The following is a 15,851-nucleotide window of genomic DNA, read 5'->3' on the forward strand; positions in this document are numbered from 1 at the left end:
GTCGATCTACTACGGTGCGCGGACCGGGCCACGTGGCCCGACCGGAGGAACCCATGCCGCACCACCGCTTTGCCCGCCCGATCCGCACCCTGTTCACCTTTGCGCTGCTGGGCGCCGCGCCGCTGATCACTGCGCCTGCCGTCGCCCAGACCGCCAGTCCGCTGTCCGCGGTTACCGGCAACGCCGTGTTAGGTGCACTCCGTGGCCAGTTGACGCGCGCCGCACCCGCCGCAGGGACGGGCATGACGCTGGCGTTGAGTGCGTTCAAGCCGTCTGCGGGACGGCTGCTGCCAGCCCGCCTCACAGCGGGCATGACGAGTATGAGCCCCGCGCAGCAGCGGGAGGCGCGGTCACTGTACGAGCAGCTCCTTCAGGGCTACGACACGCTACTGGACCAGAACCGCGAAGGGCGCCTGAAGAACAACGTCGCCGGCGCGCTGATGTACGCCCTCACCGTGAGTCACCTGGTGCTCAGCGGCGAAACACTCAGCGGCGCGCAGCAAGAAGCGCTGCTGGGCAGCGTGAACGCCGCCCTGGGCCGCACCACGCCGTTCAAGACGCTCCCGGACGCTCGCCGCCAGGAGCTGTACGAGGCGCTGATCCTTACGGCCAACTTCGCCCTTGCTCTGCGCGAAGGTGCCGGCGAGCACCCCGCGTACGACGCTGAGGCGAAGGCCATCGCCGCCGGGCTGTTCCGGCAGGTTCTCGGCCGTGACCCCGACCAGACCGAATTCACAGACGCCGGCCTGAAGTTCAGGTAGGTGCTTCAGCACAGTGACGCGGCGCGGGCGCCCCCATGCGCCGCAACATGCTCGTGTCCGGCCGTGGTCCGTACCTTGCCTTCAGCACGCTCAACGTGCCCCCTGGAGGAACTCCCATGCGTCATCCACTGCTGATGTCCGCCCTGACCCTGGCCCTGATCACCGGCACGCCGGCGCTCGCAGCGACTGCCAAAGCCGCGGCGCCGGTCGTGCAGGGCACCAAACAACTCGACGGCCAGAACGCCCGTCTCGGTCAGACCTTCACCCTCGGGAAGCAGAGTCCGCTGAACTTCACGCTGAACAGCGCCGAGTACAGCACCGACCGCGTGGTCATCGGCAGCGAGATCTACTACGCCAAAGCTGACGAGAAGCTGCTGGTCTTACGCGACACCGTCCAGAATCCACAGAAGAGCGCCGCGCGCTACTCCTGAGCGGACCTGACCTTCACTGCCGTGGACGCGCAGGACCGTAACCACGAATTCATTCAGGCCGTCGCCCGCAAAGGCACCACCGACAAGCTCGAACTCAGCCTCAGGCCGGCCCAGAAGACCGATGTGATGACCGCCATCGTGGTGCCTGCCAGCGGCCCTGTTCCCAAACTCACCGTGCAGCGCGAGAGCGGCGCGCCGGTGCTGCGCTACGACCTGCGGACGCAAACGAGGCCACTGAGCGCTCCTGCCGCGGACCCGTCGGATCCCAGTGGCGCAACCGCGCTCGCCCGCATTCCCGCGCAGTCTGGAAAGTTTACGGCCATGAAATGGTTTGACGTGCGCCTGGATGAAGTCCGGTTCACCACCGAAGCGCTCGGCGGGCACGCGCCGGCCGCCGGTACCTCACGGCGACCTTCACCATCAAGAACAACTTGCCGCGCGACACGACCTACTACTGGGCAGACTTCAAAGCGACCCTGCGGAACGCAGACGGCGAGCAGGTCGCGTACAACCAGGCGCTCCTGAAAGCCAGCCGTGACGAAAGCGCGAGCGGAAAGCTGGCGCGCGGCGAGGAAGCCCGCGTGCGCTTCTACTTTGAGCTGCCCGCCACTGTCGGTGGGGACAGCCTGCTGCTTACTGACGAGTCCGGGCGCACCTTTACCTTCGATGTAAAGGCCGCCCGATGAAGCCCCCGGGGAGCACCACCGGGGCGGGTGCCCGCTGCCTGTTCTCCGTTACGCCGCCCGACGTCGCGGCGCTGCTGGCCCCGGCAGTGTTGGGGGTGCCGGCACCCTGCTCGGGCGCTCAGACTCATCCTGCTGATTCCGCTCAGCGCCGCAGTCATCTTCACGGGCCTCCGCGGGTCGGGTACGCGGGAAGCACTGAACCCCCACGACGTTCGGCCCGGCGTCAGCGCTAATCTACGGCCCCAGCAGCCCGCTGTGCGGGCCCTGCCACGCCGCGACCCCTGATCTGAAGGCCGGCCCAAAGTGCCGTGCGCAGCTCGGAACTGAGCAGTTGCCGTGCTTGCGGGCAGGTCCTCTGCCGAGAGCCTCTCCGGAAGAGGCTGCTTTAGGCCGGTGACGACGACTCAAGGGCATCAAGATCAGTGGCCAGAACACCCTGTGGGAGATGTCGGACGGGTTCTGGCTGCGTTTGGCCCCTGTGCTGGTCATCAGCACACCCAGGAAAAAGAGCGGGCGTTCCATGCGGGATGTCCACTCGATCTTTAGCGGCCCCATCTGGCTGGCGCGAACCGGAAGCCAGTGGAGTCAACTCCCCCGGCGATACGGCCCGAAATCCACGGTCCACGAGCGGTTCTGCGCCTGGGGAGAACACGAACGCCTTCGCGCAGCCTGGGCCCTCGTGCTCGAAGAGGACGACCAGGCGTTGGGGACCGATTGGGAATGGGGCAAGCCGACGACGGGAGCATGGTCAAAGCCCCGTGGGAAAAAGGGGGGCGCTGGCGTCCCGGAAGCCACGGGCAGCAACCCCACCGACCGGGGGAAAGCCAGGTCCAAACGAACGCTGCTCACCGACGCCAAAGGTATTCCGCTCTCGGCCGTACCCTCTGGGGCCAACCGGCATGACGGCAAGATGCCTGCTTACCGGGGCCCTCGTCGGTTCCTGCTCTACGTGGGCAGGAACCGCGACATCTGCTGCTCGGCCGTGGGAAGGGCGCGCCTTAGCCCTGGATGAAGGCCTGGTCGCGCCTGTCCCCAGAAAGAGGGTGGCCGGCCAGCCCATTCCTGCTCCTGGTGATCCACGACGCCATCCACCACGGCGGTGGGTCCGGGCAGGCGTGTCCGTTCTGCCCAAGAAGGTCGAGGTGGGCCACCGTTGGTTTAACCGTTTCCGCCGCATCCAGACGCGCTGGGAGAAGCGTCAAGACCTGGATCTGGGCTTCGTCGAGTTGACCGCCTGCCTCAGGCGCAAACTCGGCCCCCGCCGCACCACTCAACACATCTTTCAGAGCAGGTCCGGGCAGGCGCCGCGCGGTCGGCTTCCATACAGGTGGAATCGGTTGATGCGTGAGGTCTTCTGCGGCGGTGGCGTGCACCGCCGTTTGGTTTGCTCGCCCACCGTACGCAGCGCAGGCGGAGATCAGGATGTTGCCAGCGCGAAGGGCGACCACGCCGGCCTGTAGCTCCGCGACATTCCCGTGTCCTGAGGCGTGACGTACCGTCCTCCCATGACCCGAATCCTGTCCAGCCGGTCTCTCAGTGCCCCCTGCCCGCCTCGTTGGACACTGCGACTCGCGCTGCTCGCAGGGCTGCTCGCTGCCCATGCGGGCGCCGCAACCGTGACAGGGGCGGTACACGTGCCCCTCAAGCACGACGTGCGCGGCACCTGGGTGTTCGTGTGTGAGCTCGGTGCACGCGAGAGTTGCGTACCCGGCACGCAGCTCTCACAGCAGCTCACGCGTCAGGACGGCAGTTCGGCCGCGTTCACGTTTACCGACGTGCCGAGCGGCCTACACGGCGTGGTGGCGTGGAAGGACGAGAACGGCAACGGCCACCTGGATAAGGGTGACTTGTACGGCGCGTACTCGGTGGATGGCCTGCGCGCCGCAACGGTTCGCGCGCCATACCAGGACGCGGTGATCTGGACGCGCCGGCAGGACGGTGTCGCAGATCCGTTCCTCAGCGGAGCGGCCAGCGCCGCCCCGAACGTCACCGCAAAAGCTGCTGCGATGTCGGAGAATCTCGGCGTGCAGGCGCGCGGCACGCGGCCGCTCACCGGCACGGTGATCGTGCCGCTCGGCTACGACGTGCGCGGGGTGGTGGTGCTGGCTTGCCTCTACGGCACCGAAGATTGTTACGCGGCAACGCAGGTGAGTCTCACTGGCCGACACGCCCGCTGGCGCCTTGACGGGCTGGTGGACGAGGGCCATCATTTGCTCGCGTGGGCGGACATCAACGGAAACGGCGAAGTGGACGCTCCGGATCTGATGGGCACGTATCTGAACTCTGCCCGGGATAATTTTCAGTTCACGCGCCCGGGCTACAGCAACATCACCCTGACCCTGGCGCCGGCAGCAGAGCTCAGCACGCAGACCCGCGTCGCTCCAAAACGCCCGCCGGCGCCCGACGCCATCTTCAAGAAGACCGCGCTGCCCCCCCTGACAGGCCGCTGGACCACACAGAATCGTGTGCGCCGCCTGACGCAGGGCTTGAGCACCAGTGTGGTGTTCGGCGGCGCGACCGTGCAGGCCGGGTGGGACTGGACCCCCACGCAGGTCAGGGAGGACGTGGACCTGCTGATCCGCCCGGATGGCAGCTTCCGCTCGGTGACGTTCACTCAAGACTTCCAGAGCGAGAACTGCGCGGCGCTGAGCACGGTTGAGCGGGTCGGGACGGTCACGGTGTCCGGCGCGTCCCTGACCTTCAAGGTGAAGCGCGGCGCGTTCCGCGAGATCGACACCTGCCAGCCGGACTTCAACCGCTGGGGGACGCTCCCAGCCACAACCGAAACGCAGCTGGTTGGCGTGCAGCCGGGACCAGGGAACTCGAGCGAGTTGGTGCTGCGCTCGGGGGGGAGCGGCGGCGACCTGTTCTTCCGCAAGTCGCCGCAGATGGGTGGTCAGGCAGTGGGCGGGAGACCGTTGCCGTAAGGGTTCGGGGGCCGCAGTTCCCCGAGGGCGGGGACGGTGGGCCAGCAGACCTGCAGTCCTGTACGGAACGGCCGAACAAGACCGCGTGAACAGGAGCAGGGGCAGGACTTCCGAGGGCAACACGTACTGGGGCACATGCAGCCACGACGCGCCCGTATGAATAAGCGCGTTGTTCTCGATCACGACCAGCGTCTGCAGGTCCATGACGGGTTCAAACTGGGTGAGAAGCTGCCTATTCCCTGTGGAGACGCTCGCGCCGGACCTTCGCGCGGCCTTCCTCGCTGAGCAGATCCTGCGTCAGGTGCTCCAGCACAGTCCCAGGCTTGATGCCAGTAAAGCTGCCCGAAGTCTGCCATTCATCCACGAGGGCCTTCAGTGCGGCCTGACGATCGGGGAAGACCCACACGCTCAGGACCTCGCGCGGTGGCGTCCAGGGTATGCACTGGGCAGGCGTCAGGACTTCCGGCAGAACGTCATGTACACGCTCAGGTAGAGGCAGCCCCCTGGCCGCGCCTCCGCCACCCATCAGTACGGTGACCGATGTACCCCATTCCCGTCCGGCTCAGTACCCGCAAGTGCTGGAGGGACATCGCTTGAAGCGCAGCCTGCAAATCACGCTCAGATTGCGCCGTGATCTTCAGTGCGAACCGTCCAGCTACGTACAACTTCGCGGCGACAACCAGGCGGCCGGCTGTCACGAAACTCCACTGGTAGCCCATGACATCCCGCGCGGGCTGCAGCAGCACAGGAGGATTTGGAATGTAAAGCATAGTCGGATGGGGGTAGAGCCCGTGGCCTGGTCCCACCGCACCCAGGAGGGGGTCTGGCCAGCGACCTGGCAGCCCCGCGGAGTCGGTCAGGGCCAGCTGCAGTTGCTTCATGCCTTTTTGGTACAACTGCTCCACCGCGGACAGTACGGGATCCGGGACGGAAAACGCCTGGTGAGGCCGGAAGTCGCCAACCCGGCTGGGAAGCAGTTTCGCCAGCTGACCCACCTTCAGGGGGCCTGCAGGACGCCTGGGCCACAGGGTCCTGACCGCCCCCTCCACTTGCTTGCGTAGTGTCTTCATTTTGGCCGGCATGTCAACCATGGAACGTGAAGCGTGGGCCAGCACATCAAGGGCGTTGTCCTTCACGGCCTCTCTCGACCATTCCAGCGCGTGCCCCCCTCGACTCGGAGGACTGCACTTCAACCACGTACCGCCCGCCGACGAACACGGTGATGATCCCGTTCTCCTCGTTCTTTCTCCGGTACCGTTGCTCAACACCCACCAACCCTGGACCGTACGGCACGACAGAGGCCGTGATGGTCTCCCCACCATTGCCCGCAGCACGGTTGAGCGCCTCTGCGAGTCCCTCTGCGTGCTCAAGAACCTCATGTAACGTGCCATGCGGTGTGGGGTTCAGGAGACCGAGCACCTTCACCAGGCCATACCGGTTTCCCTGAGCGACGTACTCATCCTCAGCCTGACCCTCTGTGCCTGGTACTCCCTGCATGCTCTTGTACTCCCGGGCAAACTGCTCTTTTGCATAGGTCTCTGGTAGGCGCTCAGCTCATCATTCGACAGTCGGGTCGAGCCTGGTAGATCAGCAAGGCGGGCATTGGCCGTGATGGCGCGTTTCAGTTGAGCGAGGTTAAAGCCGGCGGGAGCTGCCTGGACATTCCCTGCGACAGGCATAACTGTCAGGGCGAGCAGCGCTCCAAACAATTGAAAACGGCGCAATATGGGCATACCCATCTCCTCCTCCCTGTGAGCTTAGGTTGCCAGGCGTGATTTCAGCGTTACAAGGCCGATGCTGTGTCTACAGGTGGCGGCCGCACGGAGCGGTATGGGGAGGTCTGCACAGGGAGGTGGGTGGCGCGCTATGCGGGCGTTCCCGCCACGCGGGCTGGATTGGCACGCTTCCTTACCCTCCGGGGAGGTTCTCAGGCCGTGAGGCCAGAACCTGGCAGCTTTTCCGCGCCAGGACACCATGTCGGGACACGGCGACCCGCTCGAGCAACACGCTTGGGCAGTCGTGCCGACGAACAAGCTCGCACAGGATGGCGTGTCCCATCGCCGGGTCTGCATCTGCGCGGCCGAGCTTCCATAAGCAGTCAAACTGAGCCAGAATCAAGGTCGGGTTTCCCCGCATGTATTGATGGAATGCCGACCACCGGGAATGTTCCAGTTTGGGATTGCCGCCCTGCGCCCACTGCGCCGAGAGTGCGTCAAGCACATGCCGTGTGAGCAGGCCCGCCTCTACCCAGTCTTCCATAAAGCCGAAGTGGGTCAGCATGTCAGGGTCAAGATCGGCCTGGTGCATCACAGTGAAAGCCAGGGCGTCAGCGGCTCCTGTGCCGGCCGGTCCGCGGTAGAGCCGCTCAGCGGGCCTGCCCCGATTCTGGGTGGCGGGAGTTCAGCAGCCGGAGCTTGGCGTTCTGGAGTTGGAAGGACGCGACCTGGGCGGCGCAAAGTATCGGCTGGGTGTGGAGTTCGCCCTGCCCTGTCCCCCTGAACAGAAAGAAGACTCAGCGAACAAACCGGCTGGGCCACACGCCTTTGCCGCTGGCACCAGGCGGCTTCGAAGAAGGGGGAGAGGGCAGGGCGGTGGGGAGGTTGAAATAGCTTCCCAATGCATATACTTCCACGGCCAGCCCTCCACCTTCCCCCATCACCTCCCCCGCCCCTGCACCCGGACCCCCTCAGGTACCTGACGCGAGTTTTGGAGGCCTCGCTCCACCGGACATTCCCCTTGAGGGCGGGCCTCAACTCAATTTCAGCACCCATACCTCGGCATGACTTGAAGTTACGCGAGACCGTTTTGACGAAGCTGATGAACGAAGGCCTGCATTTGCTTTTGCGGTATGTCTTGAGCGACATGCGACATGACCGTCCCAAGGGCCACCACCTCCCCCAGGTCCTCCAGTGCGTCTTCGAGGATGACCAACCCGATAGGTCCCACCACCGCAAGCAGGCATTGGCGGAGCACCGCCAGTTGCGCAGGCGTAATGGGTTGCGCGCGTTGTCTTGCCCGGTCTGCCAGTTGCGCGGCCTGCTCCATCACCGACGTCAACTCCTCAGTGGGGAGGCCAGACAGCCGAGCTATGTCTTCCATCCCCCGCTGCCCATTCACGAAATGCATGACCCGCCAAAGGCTAAACGGAAGGGGAACTTCATCTCGAAGTCCAGTCGGCCAGTTCGGGAGTGCAGCATCCAGAGCGCGTGTCGTCACGTTCTCAGCATACGTCGGCCCTGTAAGGCGGCAAGGCCAATCTGCCGATTTAAAACTGGCAGGAGCCTTCCACCAAGGGCAACGGGCGCGATATCCATCACTGTTGCATGTACTGACTGTCGGAGCGCGTTCATGCCGACTACGGCACGTCCACCTGGTGGTGCTGGACGATGCCAGGCGCTGGTGGAGGATCCGTGGGCAGGGCACTGGGGTGCCGTGTAGGACAGGGCTCCTTGCTCGCCCACCCTTGCCGGCGCAACGGCACGGTCACCACGTGACCAGGTGACTCGGTCCAGTCGGTCGAGTGCCGCCGCCAGGTGTCTGGACCGGGGGAATCGGGGCGCAATTCGGATTGGCAAGGCATTGCTGACGCGGCTCAAGGACGGGTACCGCCGGGCACCCGGGCCGGCACCGTGAGGGTTGAGTCCTCCACGGGAATGCGGCGTCCTGCACCAGCGCTTCGCCCCTGTCCACGGCGTGGGCACCAAGCCCCCTGCGCAGGGCCGTTGCCATAGGTCAATGCGCTGCCACTCCTGCGTTCCCTGGCGGCCCCAGTCCACTCAGGCTGCCAGCCATTCGTCAACCACGTCTGCCTTTGGGAACGAAAGGACACCCTTTCCCGGGCTTACAGAGAAGAGGGGGCAAACGTTCATCACGGCGACCCCGTAGCTCACAGAAACAAATGGGGGGAGCAGCGTCATCCTCGCCCCTGCCATGAGGAGGTCGGCGCGCACACCAGGGAGCTGGGACACGCAGGCAAGAAGCCCCAGCCTTTACCTGCAAGCTGCTTACCATGGAGATTGATGAACCGGCTCGCCCTTGCCCTCCTGCTTCTCGGCACCGCTGGAAGCCTGGCCTCCTGCAATCAGGAGGCCTGCCAGAACCTCCCCGCCTGCCTTGCGCCCACGCCCAGTGAAAGCCAGCCGGGGGGCGGCCTCCCTGGTGCGCAGCCCGTGACCCTCGCTCCTGGCGAGCGCCTCACCGTCACGGTCACCATCGGGCGCAACGGGATCGCCGAGAGCGAACCGCTCTACTTGCTCTACACCGGCACGGACGCCGTAGCCTCCGACGTGCTGGGCCGCTCTCCCGACGGCACCCTGACCGTTACCGGGAGCCGAGAGCCCTTCACCGGGAACACCGCGCAGGTCACGCTGACCGCCTCGGCAAACGCCCAGCCGAGCACCACGCTCAAAACGGTCTACGTGGGCGTCAGGAAGGTGAATTCGCAATACGCCCCCAGCGGTCTCATCAACATCGGCGTCATCGTCAAGTAGCGGAGGAAACGCAAGGCTGCTGGCAACCTTGCCTTGTCGCTGACCTCCGTGCCTGCCGAAGTCTGGATCTTCTCGCTGGTACCAGGCCGCACGCCGGGGAGGAGTTGCGCCAGAGGGAATCCGACGTCTCGGGGCACTCGGCTATAGCCCTAGGCACGCTGAGAACCAGGAGGTGCCGGGGCGCGAAGTATTCAAACAACGAACGGGGAAACGCCATCGCCCGTACGTCTGCTCAGTGGATACACCCAATCTGCACCACCTCCTGTTCCGCGGCCATCTACGTACACGCCCTGAAGAAGCGCAGGCCGACGGCGCCCTCAATATGCCAGTTCGCCCCGGTTGACCAGCACCAGCGTGGGGCGTACAACGGGGTGAAGCCGGACTTTGCTGCACCGGTCCTTCGCCAGGCAAAACAGGTGCATGGCTACGCGCAGTTTCAGCCCTGACGCTCAAGTGCTTGGCACCACTGGGAGATCCCGCCCCACCGGCTTGAGGCCTGTCTCTAAGCTGTTCCCCGCGCGCGGACCGCGCGCTGCAGAAGAGCGAGGGACGCTATTTCCCTCGCTCCCCGCACTGACCCTTCAGTAACCGCGGCTCGTTTCGGCCAGCTCGGCGCCCTGCAGGGTCGTCAGGAACTCGTCGCTGCGCATGGGACGCGAGAACATGGGATAGTCCTTGTTGATGGCGTTGCGGTGCTCTTCGTCGCTGGTGGCGGCGACGCAGTCGGTCAGGGTCACGACGTTGAAGCCGTGCTCGTAGCCGGTGCGCATGGTCGACTCCACGCAGCAGTTGGTGAGGAAACCGGCCAGCGCCATGTTCTCGATGCCCAGGCTACGCAGGATGAAGTCGAGGTTGGTACTCGCGAAGGCATCCAGGCCGCGCTTGCCTTCCACCACGATGTCGCCTTCCTGCGGTGCCAGGCTGTCCACGATCTGCGCGCCCCACGAGCCCTTCACGAAGGCATTGTTGTCCACCACGCCCTTGAGGATGCCGTAGGGATTGCGGGTAATTTCGCCGTAGCCTGGCGCGAAGGAGATCGGCACATGCAAGACGCGCACTCCGGCGGCGCGGGCCTGCCCAACCACCTTACGGGTGTTCTCCAGCATGTCGGTGGATGACATCACGTCCTTCACAGCGCCGTGCAGCGCGCCACCTTCGGTGGTGAAGTCGTTCTGGTACTCGATGAGCACCACGGCCGTTTTGATCGGTTCAAGTTTCATGAACTGCCTCCTGGGCGAGCCTCTCCCAAGCGCAGCCTAACTTGAGTGCCGAGCCCGAGGAAAGGGGGAACTCCACATGACCCGCCTTCCCCGCGCAGGGATCAGGTCAGCGGGGGCATGACCTGAGAAAGGGGGAGTCGGCGCCGACTCCCCGCATCACCTCGCGTTCTGCCTTTACGCCCGCACCCTGCGTGCCCGGCGGGTGCGGAGACGGTTGGGACTCCCCGTAACCGCGTTCGTCACTTTGCCGGTCGTTGCGTTGCCGGGGAGGGCATTGGCGACCTGGGCGGCGGTATGGCTGGGGGTACAGGCCAGGATTGCCGGACCGGCGACGTGGGGGGCGCCACGCTGGTGCCGCCGATGGTGTTGGCGGCGGTGGCGCTGCCGGTCCAGGTCGAGGTGATGCCCGTGCCGGGTGCGAAAAGATCCAGGCACGGACCGCAGTTGCTGCAGCCGGGGGACCTGCGCAGCGACCTGCACGCCGGAAGGAAGCTGCCTGCAGCGCGCGAGGACTGGGAGCGGGTTGGACCGGTTGATGGCAGGGTCACCGGAGTCGGGGCGCATCGGGCTTTCCCAGGCAGCGGAATGCCTGCCGCGCCGGGCGAACCCTCATGGAGTGCCGCCGTTCCCGCGTGTCTCCAGCCCGAGGTCCGTCACGTCCCTGAGCTCTCCCTCTTCCAGCCACCAGTACCGGGTGGCCACATCGGCGACCAGTTGCCGGTCATGTGACGCGAAGATCAGCGTTCCTGAATACGACTGCAAGACCGCTTGCAGGCTCTCGATGGCCGCATGGTCAAGGTGGTTCGTCGGTTCGTCCAGAATCAGCAACTGCGCTGCCGTCAGGCTCAGCCGGGCGAGCGACAGCCGGGTCCGCTGCCCTCCTGATAAATCCTGCACACGGTGTTCCAGGTTCCGGGGAAGGCCTAGAGGGGCGAGGACCTCGTACATCCGCTGCGGCGTCAGGCAGTCGTCGGCGGCCAGCAAGGCCTCGCGCTGCGTCGAAAAGGCCGCGAGTTCCTCGCCGTGCTGACCGGACCACTGCACGGCCAGCTCTGCGCGGCGCAGCTCACCGCCTGACGGCTCCAGCTGCCCGAGAAGGGCGCGCAGCAAGGTGCTCTTCCCGCTGCCGTTCGGACCGACCACGGCAACCTTTTCCCCACGCCTGACATGGGCGGTCAGGCCCTGCAGGAGAGGTCTATCTCCTACGGCCAGGGCCACGTTGCTGAGGCCCAGCACATCGTGGGGTCCGTCCGCTCCACCGCTCAGGGCCACGCGAACCAGATTGGGTTCGGTGAGCAGCCGCTTGGGGGCTTCCATGCGGTCCAGTCGCTGTTCGAGCGCCTTCGCCCGCCGGGCAAGAGTCCGCGCCACGTCCTGCGCGCGCATCTTTGCGAACTTCTTGTTCCCCGGCTTCTTGCGCTTGTGGTTGTAGCGGTCTGTACTCGCTGCCCGCTGCTGCACGTTCACGCGCTCCTGTTCGAGCGACTGCGCCTTGCGTTGATGGGCCTGATACTGCCGCTCACGGGCTTCTCGGAGGTTTCGTTTGACCGCTATCGCCTCGGTGTAATTGCCGGGATACTCGCGCAATTCCCCGCGTTCGAGTTCGGCGCAGCGGGTAACGGTGGCGTCCAGAAAGGCGCGGTCGTGCGAGACGATCAGGAAGGCGGCGGGGCTGGCCTGCACCCAGCCTTCGAGCCATTCCAGGCTGGGCCAGTCGAGGTGGTTGGTCGGCTCGTCAAGCAGGTACGTGTCCGCCGGGGTCAGCAGGAGCCGGGCGAGCAGGGTGCGGCGGCGCTGCCCACCGGACAGCCGTTCGGCGTTCCAACCTGGATTGAGTTCGAGTTCATGGAGCACTTCCGCCGCCCGCTGATCGAAGTCGTAGCCCCCGAGCAAGCGGTAGGTCTCCTCCGCCGCGCCGTAAACGTTCAGGACTTCGTGGGTAGGGTCGGTCAGGCCCGACTCGGCCAGCCGGAGCTGCTGGAGCGCTTCATCCAGGGCTGGGGGACGAACGGCGTCCAGCAGCGGAACCTCCGGCAGGTCGGTGAATTGCGGCAGATAGGCCAGGCGTCCAGCGGTGGTGATGTGGCCGGCGGTGGGAGTGAGTGCGCCCCCGATCAGGCGCAGGAGGGTGGTCTTGCCGCTGCCGTTGCGGCCCAGCAGGGCCACGCGGTCAGCGCGGTGCAACTCGAAGGTGACGCCCGCGTAGAGGTGGTCGTCTCCGTAGGTCATGGAGACGTGGGACAGGATGACGCTCAAGGTGCTTCTCCCTCAGATCAGGTCAGGCCGAACCGCATCCATAGAAGGGGGTTCGGGGCTTGGGCCAGGGGTCTGAAGGGGCTTAGCGTATGCGGCTGGGCATCTTGGCCGCACCTTACGGCGGGGACGGGACCCGGAGCAATACGCCGAATGCACAGGGGGTCACCAGGCGGCCACCGGAAAAAAGGTAAAGCCGAGGGTGCCCGTGACCAGCCCCAGCGTCCCGCGCCGGTCGGAGCGTTCATGGAGAAGCGGGCGAGCAGGGGTGTCACGAGGGCGATTCGGGCCAGCACCGCTCCGGGGATGATCGTCTCAAACGCGGCGTCATCGGGCGGGCCGCGCCCCCGCCCGGCCACGCGCAGGGGCGCGCGGACATTCACGCCCTTCCGGGTGAGGTTCATGCCCAGCGGCAGGGGAGAGCCCCGCACGATGTCCAGACCTTCATGGAAATTCTGGAAGGGCTGTAGGCTGACTGGACGGAACGCCTCGCCTTGAGCGCGGATGGCCGCTTCCTGCTGGCGAACGGCAACACCCCTTCCCCCGTGTGGGAGCTGAGCACCCGGAAGCGCCTGCCCCCGCCGCAGTGGCTCAACACCTCCACCGGTGTGCGCAACGTGGCGTGGCTCGGCCCGAACCCGGCCAGCGCCAGCAGTCTGGGTGCGGTCGCCCTGACGCCCGCCGGGAAGCAGGTGGCTGCGTATTCCCTCCGCAGGTGCAGCTGACCCTGGCAGCCCCCCGCTCCCCTGGATGTGGGCCGGCCCCGGCGCCGCGCCCAGTTGCATTTAAAAGCATACTGATTCCACGCAGGAGGAGAAATTCAGGCAGAACAGCGTGAAGCACTGAAGCTCGAAAGATTGGCGGGGGACCGGGAAGCCCCCATCGAACAAGCCCTGCCTGAAGGGGAAGCGGCAGCCCGTTGATTCAGAGCTGTCAGGACACGCTTCGTCCTGCCAGGGCGCGGCTCCGAGCGTTCTGCGACGTCCTCCTGGTCCGCGACGCCAGTTCTGGGAAGGGTTCAGCCGCAGCCAGGTCGTGGTCAAGACCAAGGCGGTGGTCTTGACGTGCTCTCTGCTGATCCTGGGAGCCGCCACTGGCCCAGTGTGGCAGCGGATTCGCACAAGCTTTTCCCCGTTCACCTCAAGCCGAGGAAGGTCAGCAACTCCGTCGCGGCGGCGCGACCAGCGCGGTTGGCTCCGATGGTCGAGGCGGACGGACCATACCCGACGAGGTGAATCCTTGGATCCCGCGCCACTTGCGTCGCCAGGCGGCCCGTCATCTGGACGCCGCCCGACGCCTCTCGCAGCCCCAGAGGCGCGAGGTGATCAAGGGCGCTGCGAAAGCCAGTGCACCACAAGATCACATCTGCGCCAACCTCGGTCCCGTCCGGCCAGCGCACGCCGATTTCCGTGATCTCGCTGAACATCGGGAGGCGCTGCAGGGCGCCGCGGGCCTGCATGGCGCGGATGGCCGGAGTCATGGGCAGTCCGGTGACCGACACCACCGACTCGGGTGGCAGGCCGCGCCGCACCCGGTCCTCGACCAGGGCCACCGCCGCGCGGCCCGCGTCATCACCGAAAGGCCCCTCGCGGAACACGGGTTCCCGGCGCGTCACCCAGGTCGTCGTCGCCACCCGAGAGACCTCGTCCAGCAGCTGCACCGCGGAAATTCCCCCACCCACAACGATCACGTGCTGCCCGGTGAACTCCCCGGCCGTGCGGTAGTCGCGGGTGTGGAGCTGCCGGCCCTTGAAGCGGTCCGCCCCAGGAATATCTGGGATAAAAGGCGCTTCCCACGTTCCGGTGGCGCTGATGATGCCGCGCGCCGAGAAGTCTCCCCGGTCCGTCTCGACCTTCAACCGCTCGCCGTGGGAAGTCACGCGCGTGACCCGTACGGGGCGCCGGACCGGCAGGTCGAAGGTGCGCTCATACACCTCGAAATAGTGCGGCACCGTGACGCTGGCCTGGACCTGCGTCTCGTCGGGACCCAGCGTGTCGGAGAAGGCCAGGCCTGGCAGGTCGTGGATGCGGTTGACGGTGCTCAGCGTGAGGCCCGGCCAGCGAAAGGGCCATGCTCCACCCGGTGAAGACCCGGCGTCAAGGACCACGAAGCGGCGCTGCCCCAGCGTCTGAAGGTGATAGGCCGCGGATAGCCCGGCCTGGCCCGCGCCGATCACGGCGACGTCCACCTTGAGGGCTGCGCCGGGAGGAGAGAGGCGGCGCGGCGCGGACAGCTCAGCCATGAAAACTGTGGGACGCGGAGGGGGCGTGCGGAAGCCGGGAACTTCCAGTGCGCGGTCGACACAGCAGGGGCCGGGGATGGGTCGGAAGGCCGAGCGACGCTCCACGACGCAACGGCAGGGTCACCACGTCACCAGGTCCGGAGTCAGGTGATCCGTTCGGTTGATCCAGTGGAGCAGCCGGGTGCCTGGGCCCGGGCCGTCGGGGCGCAGTTCGATGTACGCAGTCCCGGTGTTGTGAAGTCGGAACGTCAGCGCCCCCCCATCGGGCGCGGGCAGACCCAGGAGATCCGCCAGAACGTGCTGGGCGAAATCGTGGTGGGTGATGAGCGCCAAGGCGTCCGCTTCACCCGCGAGGCTCCGCAGGACGGCCGTCACGTGGGCGGCCCGCGCGGTAAAGCGCGTGTGCTCCCAGGGCTCGGCTCCACCGTCCCAGGCCCGGCCCTGAAGGTCTTCCGGCCAGACAAGGGCAGGACAGTCGTTCCGGAGGGAGCCGTGGTCTCGCCCAGTCACAGGGGTGAAGCCTCCAGCCGGGCCGGTGGTGAGGCCGCCGCACTCGTAGGCCTGAGCAAGGCCGCGAACCTTCAGACCGAGCGTCTGGGCGAGGGGCGCTGCGGTCTGCACCGCCCGGGTGGTGAGGCTCGTGCAGAGGTGTGTGACGCGCTGGAAGAGGTCATCCCGAACCGCCCAATCGGCCAGCCGTGAGGCCTGCTGCTGCCCCAGCTCCGTCAGGGGCGGATCGGCCAGCCTGTCCTGGAGGTCGCCCGGCTCCCGTTCCAGGGCGTTGTTTCTCGACTGGCCATGCCGGATGAGGAGCAGCTTCACCCGGGCAAGCTAACACGGC

Annotated in this window: 19 protein-coding genes; 9 read left to right on the forward strand and 10 right to left on the reverse strand. The window is 66.2% G+C overall.

Translation table 11 applies throughout. From position 1 onward, the window contains the following. Positions 1–53 precede the first annotated feature (53 nt). The 6 genes from B9A95_RS01225 (at position 54) to B9A95_RS01245 (ending at position 4,805) form a co-directional block, all read left to right on the forward strand. Positions 54–761 carry a DUF6683 family protein gene (locus B9A95_RS01225; RefSeq protein ID WP_084045156.1) on the forward strand — a complete coding sequence of 236 codons (708 nt, stop codon included), beginning with the start codon at positions 54–56 and terminating at the stop codon, positions 759–761. Between the two features lie 116 nt (positions 762–877). Beyond that, positions 878–1,192, forward strand: a complete 315-nt coding sequence (locus B9A95_RS34920) for a hypothetical protein (protein ID WP_245808080.1) — start codon at positions 878–880, stop codon at positions 1,190–1,192. 431 nt (positions 1,193–1,623) lie between these two features. Then, positions 1,624–1,878 carry a hypothetical protein gene (locus B9A95_RS34925; protein WP_245808081.1) on the forward strand — a complete coding sequence of 85 codons (255 nt, stop codon included), beginning with the start codon at positions 1,624–1,626 and terminating at the stop codon, positions 1,876–1,878. A gap of 445 nt (positions 1,879–2,323) precedes the next feature. Then, positions 2,324–2,890 (forward strand): transposase, encoded by a 567-nt coding sequence (locus B9A95_RS01235; RefSeq protein WP_084045157.1) that lies wholly within the window; start codon positions 2,324–2,326, stop codon positions 2,888–2,890. A 103-nt stretch (positions 2,891–2,993) separates the two neighbouring features. Further along, positions 2,994–3,338: a hypothetical protein gene (locus B9A95_RS31335; RefSeq protein ID WP_139806352.1), complete on the forward strand. Its 345-nt coding sequence runs from the start codon at positions 2,994–2,996 to the stop codon at positions 3,336–3,338. Between the two features lie 45 nt (positions 3,339–3,383). Further along, positions 3,384–4,805: a hypothetical protein gene (locus B9A95_RS01245; RefSeq protein ID WP_139806353.1), complete on the forward strand. Its 1,422-nt coding sequence runs from the start codon at positions 3,384–3,386 to the stop codon at positions 4,803–4,805. 232 nt (positions 4,806–5,037) lie between these two features. Here the strand turns inward: B9A95_RS01245 and B9A95_RS31340 are convergent, their stop codons facing one another. The 4 genes from B9A95_RS31340 to B9A95_RS01270 all read right to left on the reverse strand — a co-directional run bounded on the left by B9A95_RS31340 (position 5,038) and on the right by B9A95_RS01270 (position 8,021). After that, the gene (locus B9A95_RS31340; RefSeq protein WP_139806354.1) at positions 5,038–5,331 is read right to left on the reverse strand and encodes a hypothetical protein; all 294 of its coding nucleotides are present in this window, start codon (positions 5,329–5,331) and stop codon (positions 5,038–5,040) included. 590 nt (positions 5,332–5,921) lie between these two features. Then, positions 5,922–6,302 (reverse strand): hypothetical protein, encoded by a 381-nt coding sequence (locus tag B9A95_RS01260; protein WP_084045162.1) that lies wholly within the window; start codon positions 6,300–6,302, stop codon positions 5,922–5,924. A gap of 411 nt (positions 6,303–6,713) precedes the next feature. Then, the gene (locus B9A95_RS01265) at positions 6,714–7,112 is read right to left on the reverse strand and encodes a hypothetical protein (RefSeq protein WP_084045163.1); all 399 of its coding nucleotides are present in this window, start codon (positions 7,110–7,112) and stop codon (positions 6,714–6,716) included. A 483-nt stretch (positions 7,113–7,595) separates the two neighbouring features. Further along, entirely contained in the window at positions 7,596–8,021 is a 426-nt protein-coding gene (locus tag B9A95_RS01270) for a DUF8082 domain-containing protein (protein ID WP_139806355.1), read from the reverse strand. 803 nt (positions 8,022–8,824) lie between these two features. On the opposite strand from B9A95_RS01270, the gene B9A95_RS01275 reads away from it, so the two are divergent. Further along, the gene (locus B9A95_RS01275; protein ID WP_084045165.1) at positions 8,825–9,295 is read left to right on the forward strand and encodes a hypothetical protein; all 471 of its coding nucleotides are present in this window, start codon (positions 8,825–8,827) and stop codon (positions 9,293–9,295) included. A gap of 118 nt (positions 9,296–9,413) precedes the next feature. Then, a complete protein-coding gene (locus B9A95_RS36670) occupies positions 9,414–9,638 on the forward strand; it encodes a GrpB family protein (RefSeq protein WP_425429902.1) in 225 nt (74 codons plus the stop codon). Positions 9,639–9,876: 238 nt separating this feature from the next. On the opposite strand, the gene B9A95_RS01280 is transcribed toward B9A95_RS36670, so the two are convergent. From B9A95_RS01280 to B9A95_RS31355, 4 genes are all read right to left on the reverse strand, one after another. Further along, positions 9,877–10,515: a cysteine hydrolase family protein gene (locus tag B9A95_RS01280; RefSeq protein ID WP_084045166.1), complete on the reverse strand. Its 639-nt coding sequence runs from the start codon at positions 10,513–10,515 to the stop codon at positions 9,877–9,879. 174 nt (positions 10,516–10,689) lie between these two features. Then, on the reverse strand, positions 10,690–11,079 hold the full coding sequence (locus B9A95_RS34385; protein WP_084045167.1) for a hypothetical protein: 390 nt from the start codon (positions 11,077–11,079) through the stop codon (positions 10,690–10,692). A gap of 45 nt (positions 11,080–11,124) precedes the next feature. Then, entirely contained in the window at positions 11,125–12,771 is a 1,647-nt protein-coding gene (locus B9A95_RS01290; protein ID WP_245808082.1) for an ABC-F family ATP-binding cassette domain-containing protein, read from the reverse strand. Between the two features lie 17 nt (positions 12,772–12,788). Further along, positions 12,789–13,199: a hypothetical protein gene (locus B9A95_RS31355; protein WP_139806356.1), complete on the reverse strand. Its 411-nt coding sequence runs from the start codon at positions 13,197–13,199 to the stop codon at positions 12,789–12,791. 63 nt (positions 13,200–13,262) lie between these two features. Here B9A95_RS31355 and B9A95_RS01295 point away from each other — a divergent pair, with 63 nt between their 5' ends. Next, a complete protein-coding gene (locus B9A95_RS01295; RefSeq protein WP_084045168.1) occupies positions 13,263–13,493 on the forward strand; it encodes a hypothetical protein in 231 nt (76 codons plus the stop codon). Positions 13,494–13,903: 410 nt separating this feature from the next. Here B9A95_RS01295 and B9A95_RS01300 read toward each other — a convergent pair whose 3' ends face one another. Beyond that, on the reverse strand, positions 13,904–15,010 hold the full coding sequence (locus B9A95_RS01300) for an FAD-dependent oxidoreductase (protein WP_084045169.1): 1,107 nt from the start codon (positions 15,008–15,010) through the stop codon (positions 13,904–13,906). Between the two features lie 120 nt (positions 15,011–15,130). After that, positions 15,131–15,832 (reverse strand): histidine phosphatase family protein, encoded by a 702-nt coding sequence (locus B9A95_RS01305; RefSeq protein WP_084045170.1) that lies wholly within the window; start codon positions 15,830–15,832, stop codon positions 15,131–15,133. Between the last annotated feature and the right edge of the window lie 19 nt (positions 15,833–15,851).

The organism is Deinococcus hopiensis KR-140 (assembly GCF_900176165.1).
Lineage (GTDB): Bacteria > Deinococcota > Deinococci > Deinococcales > Deinococcaceae > Deinococcus > Deinococcus hopiensis.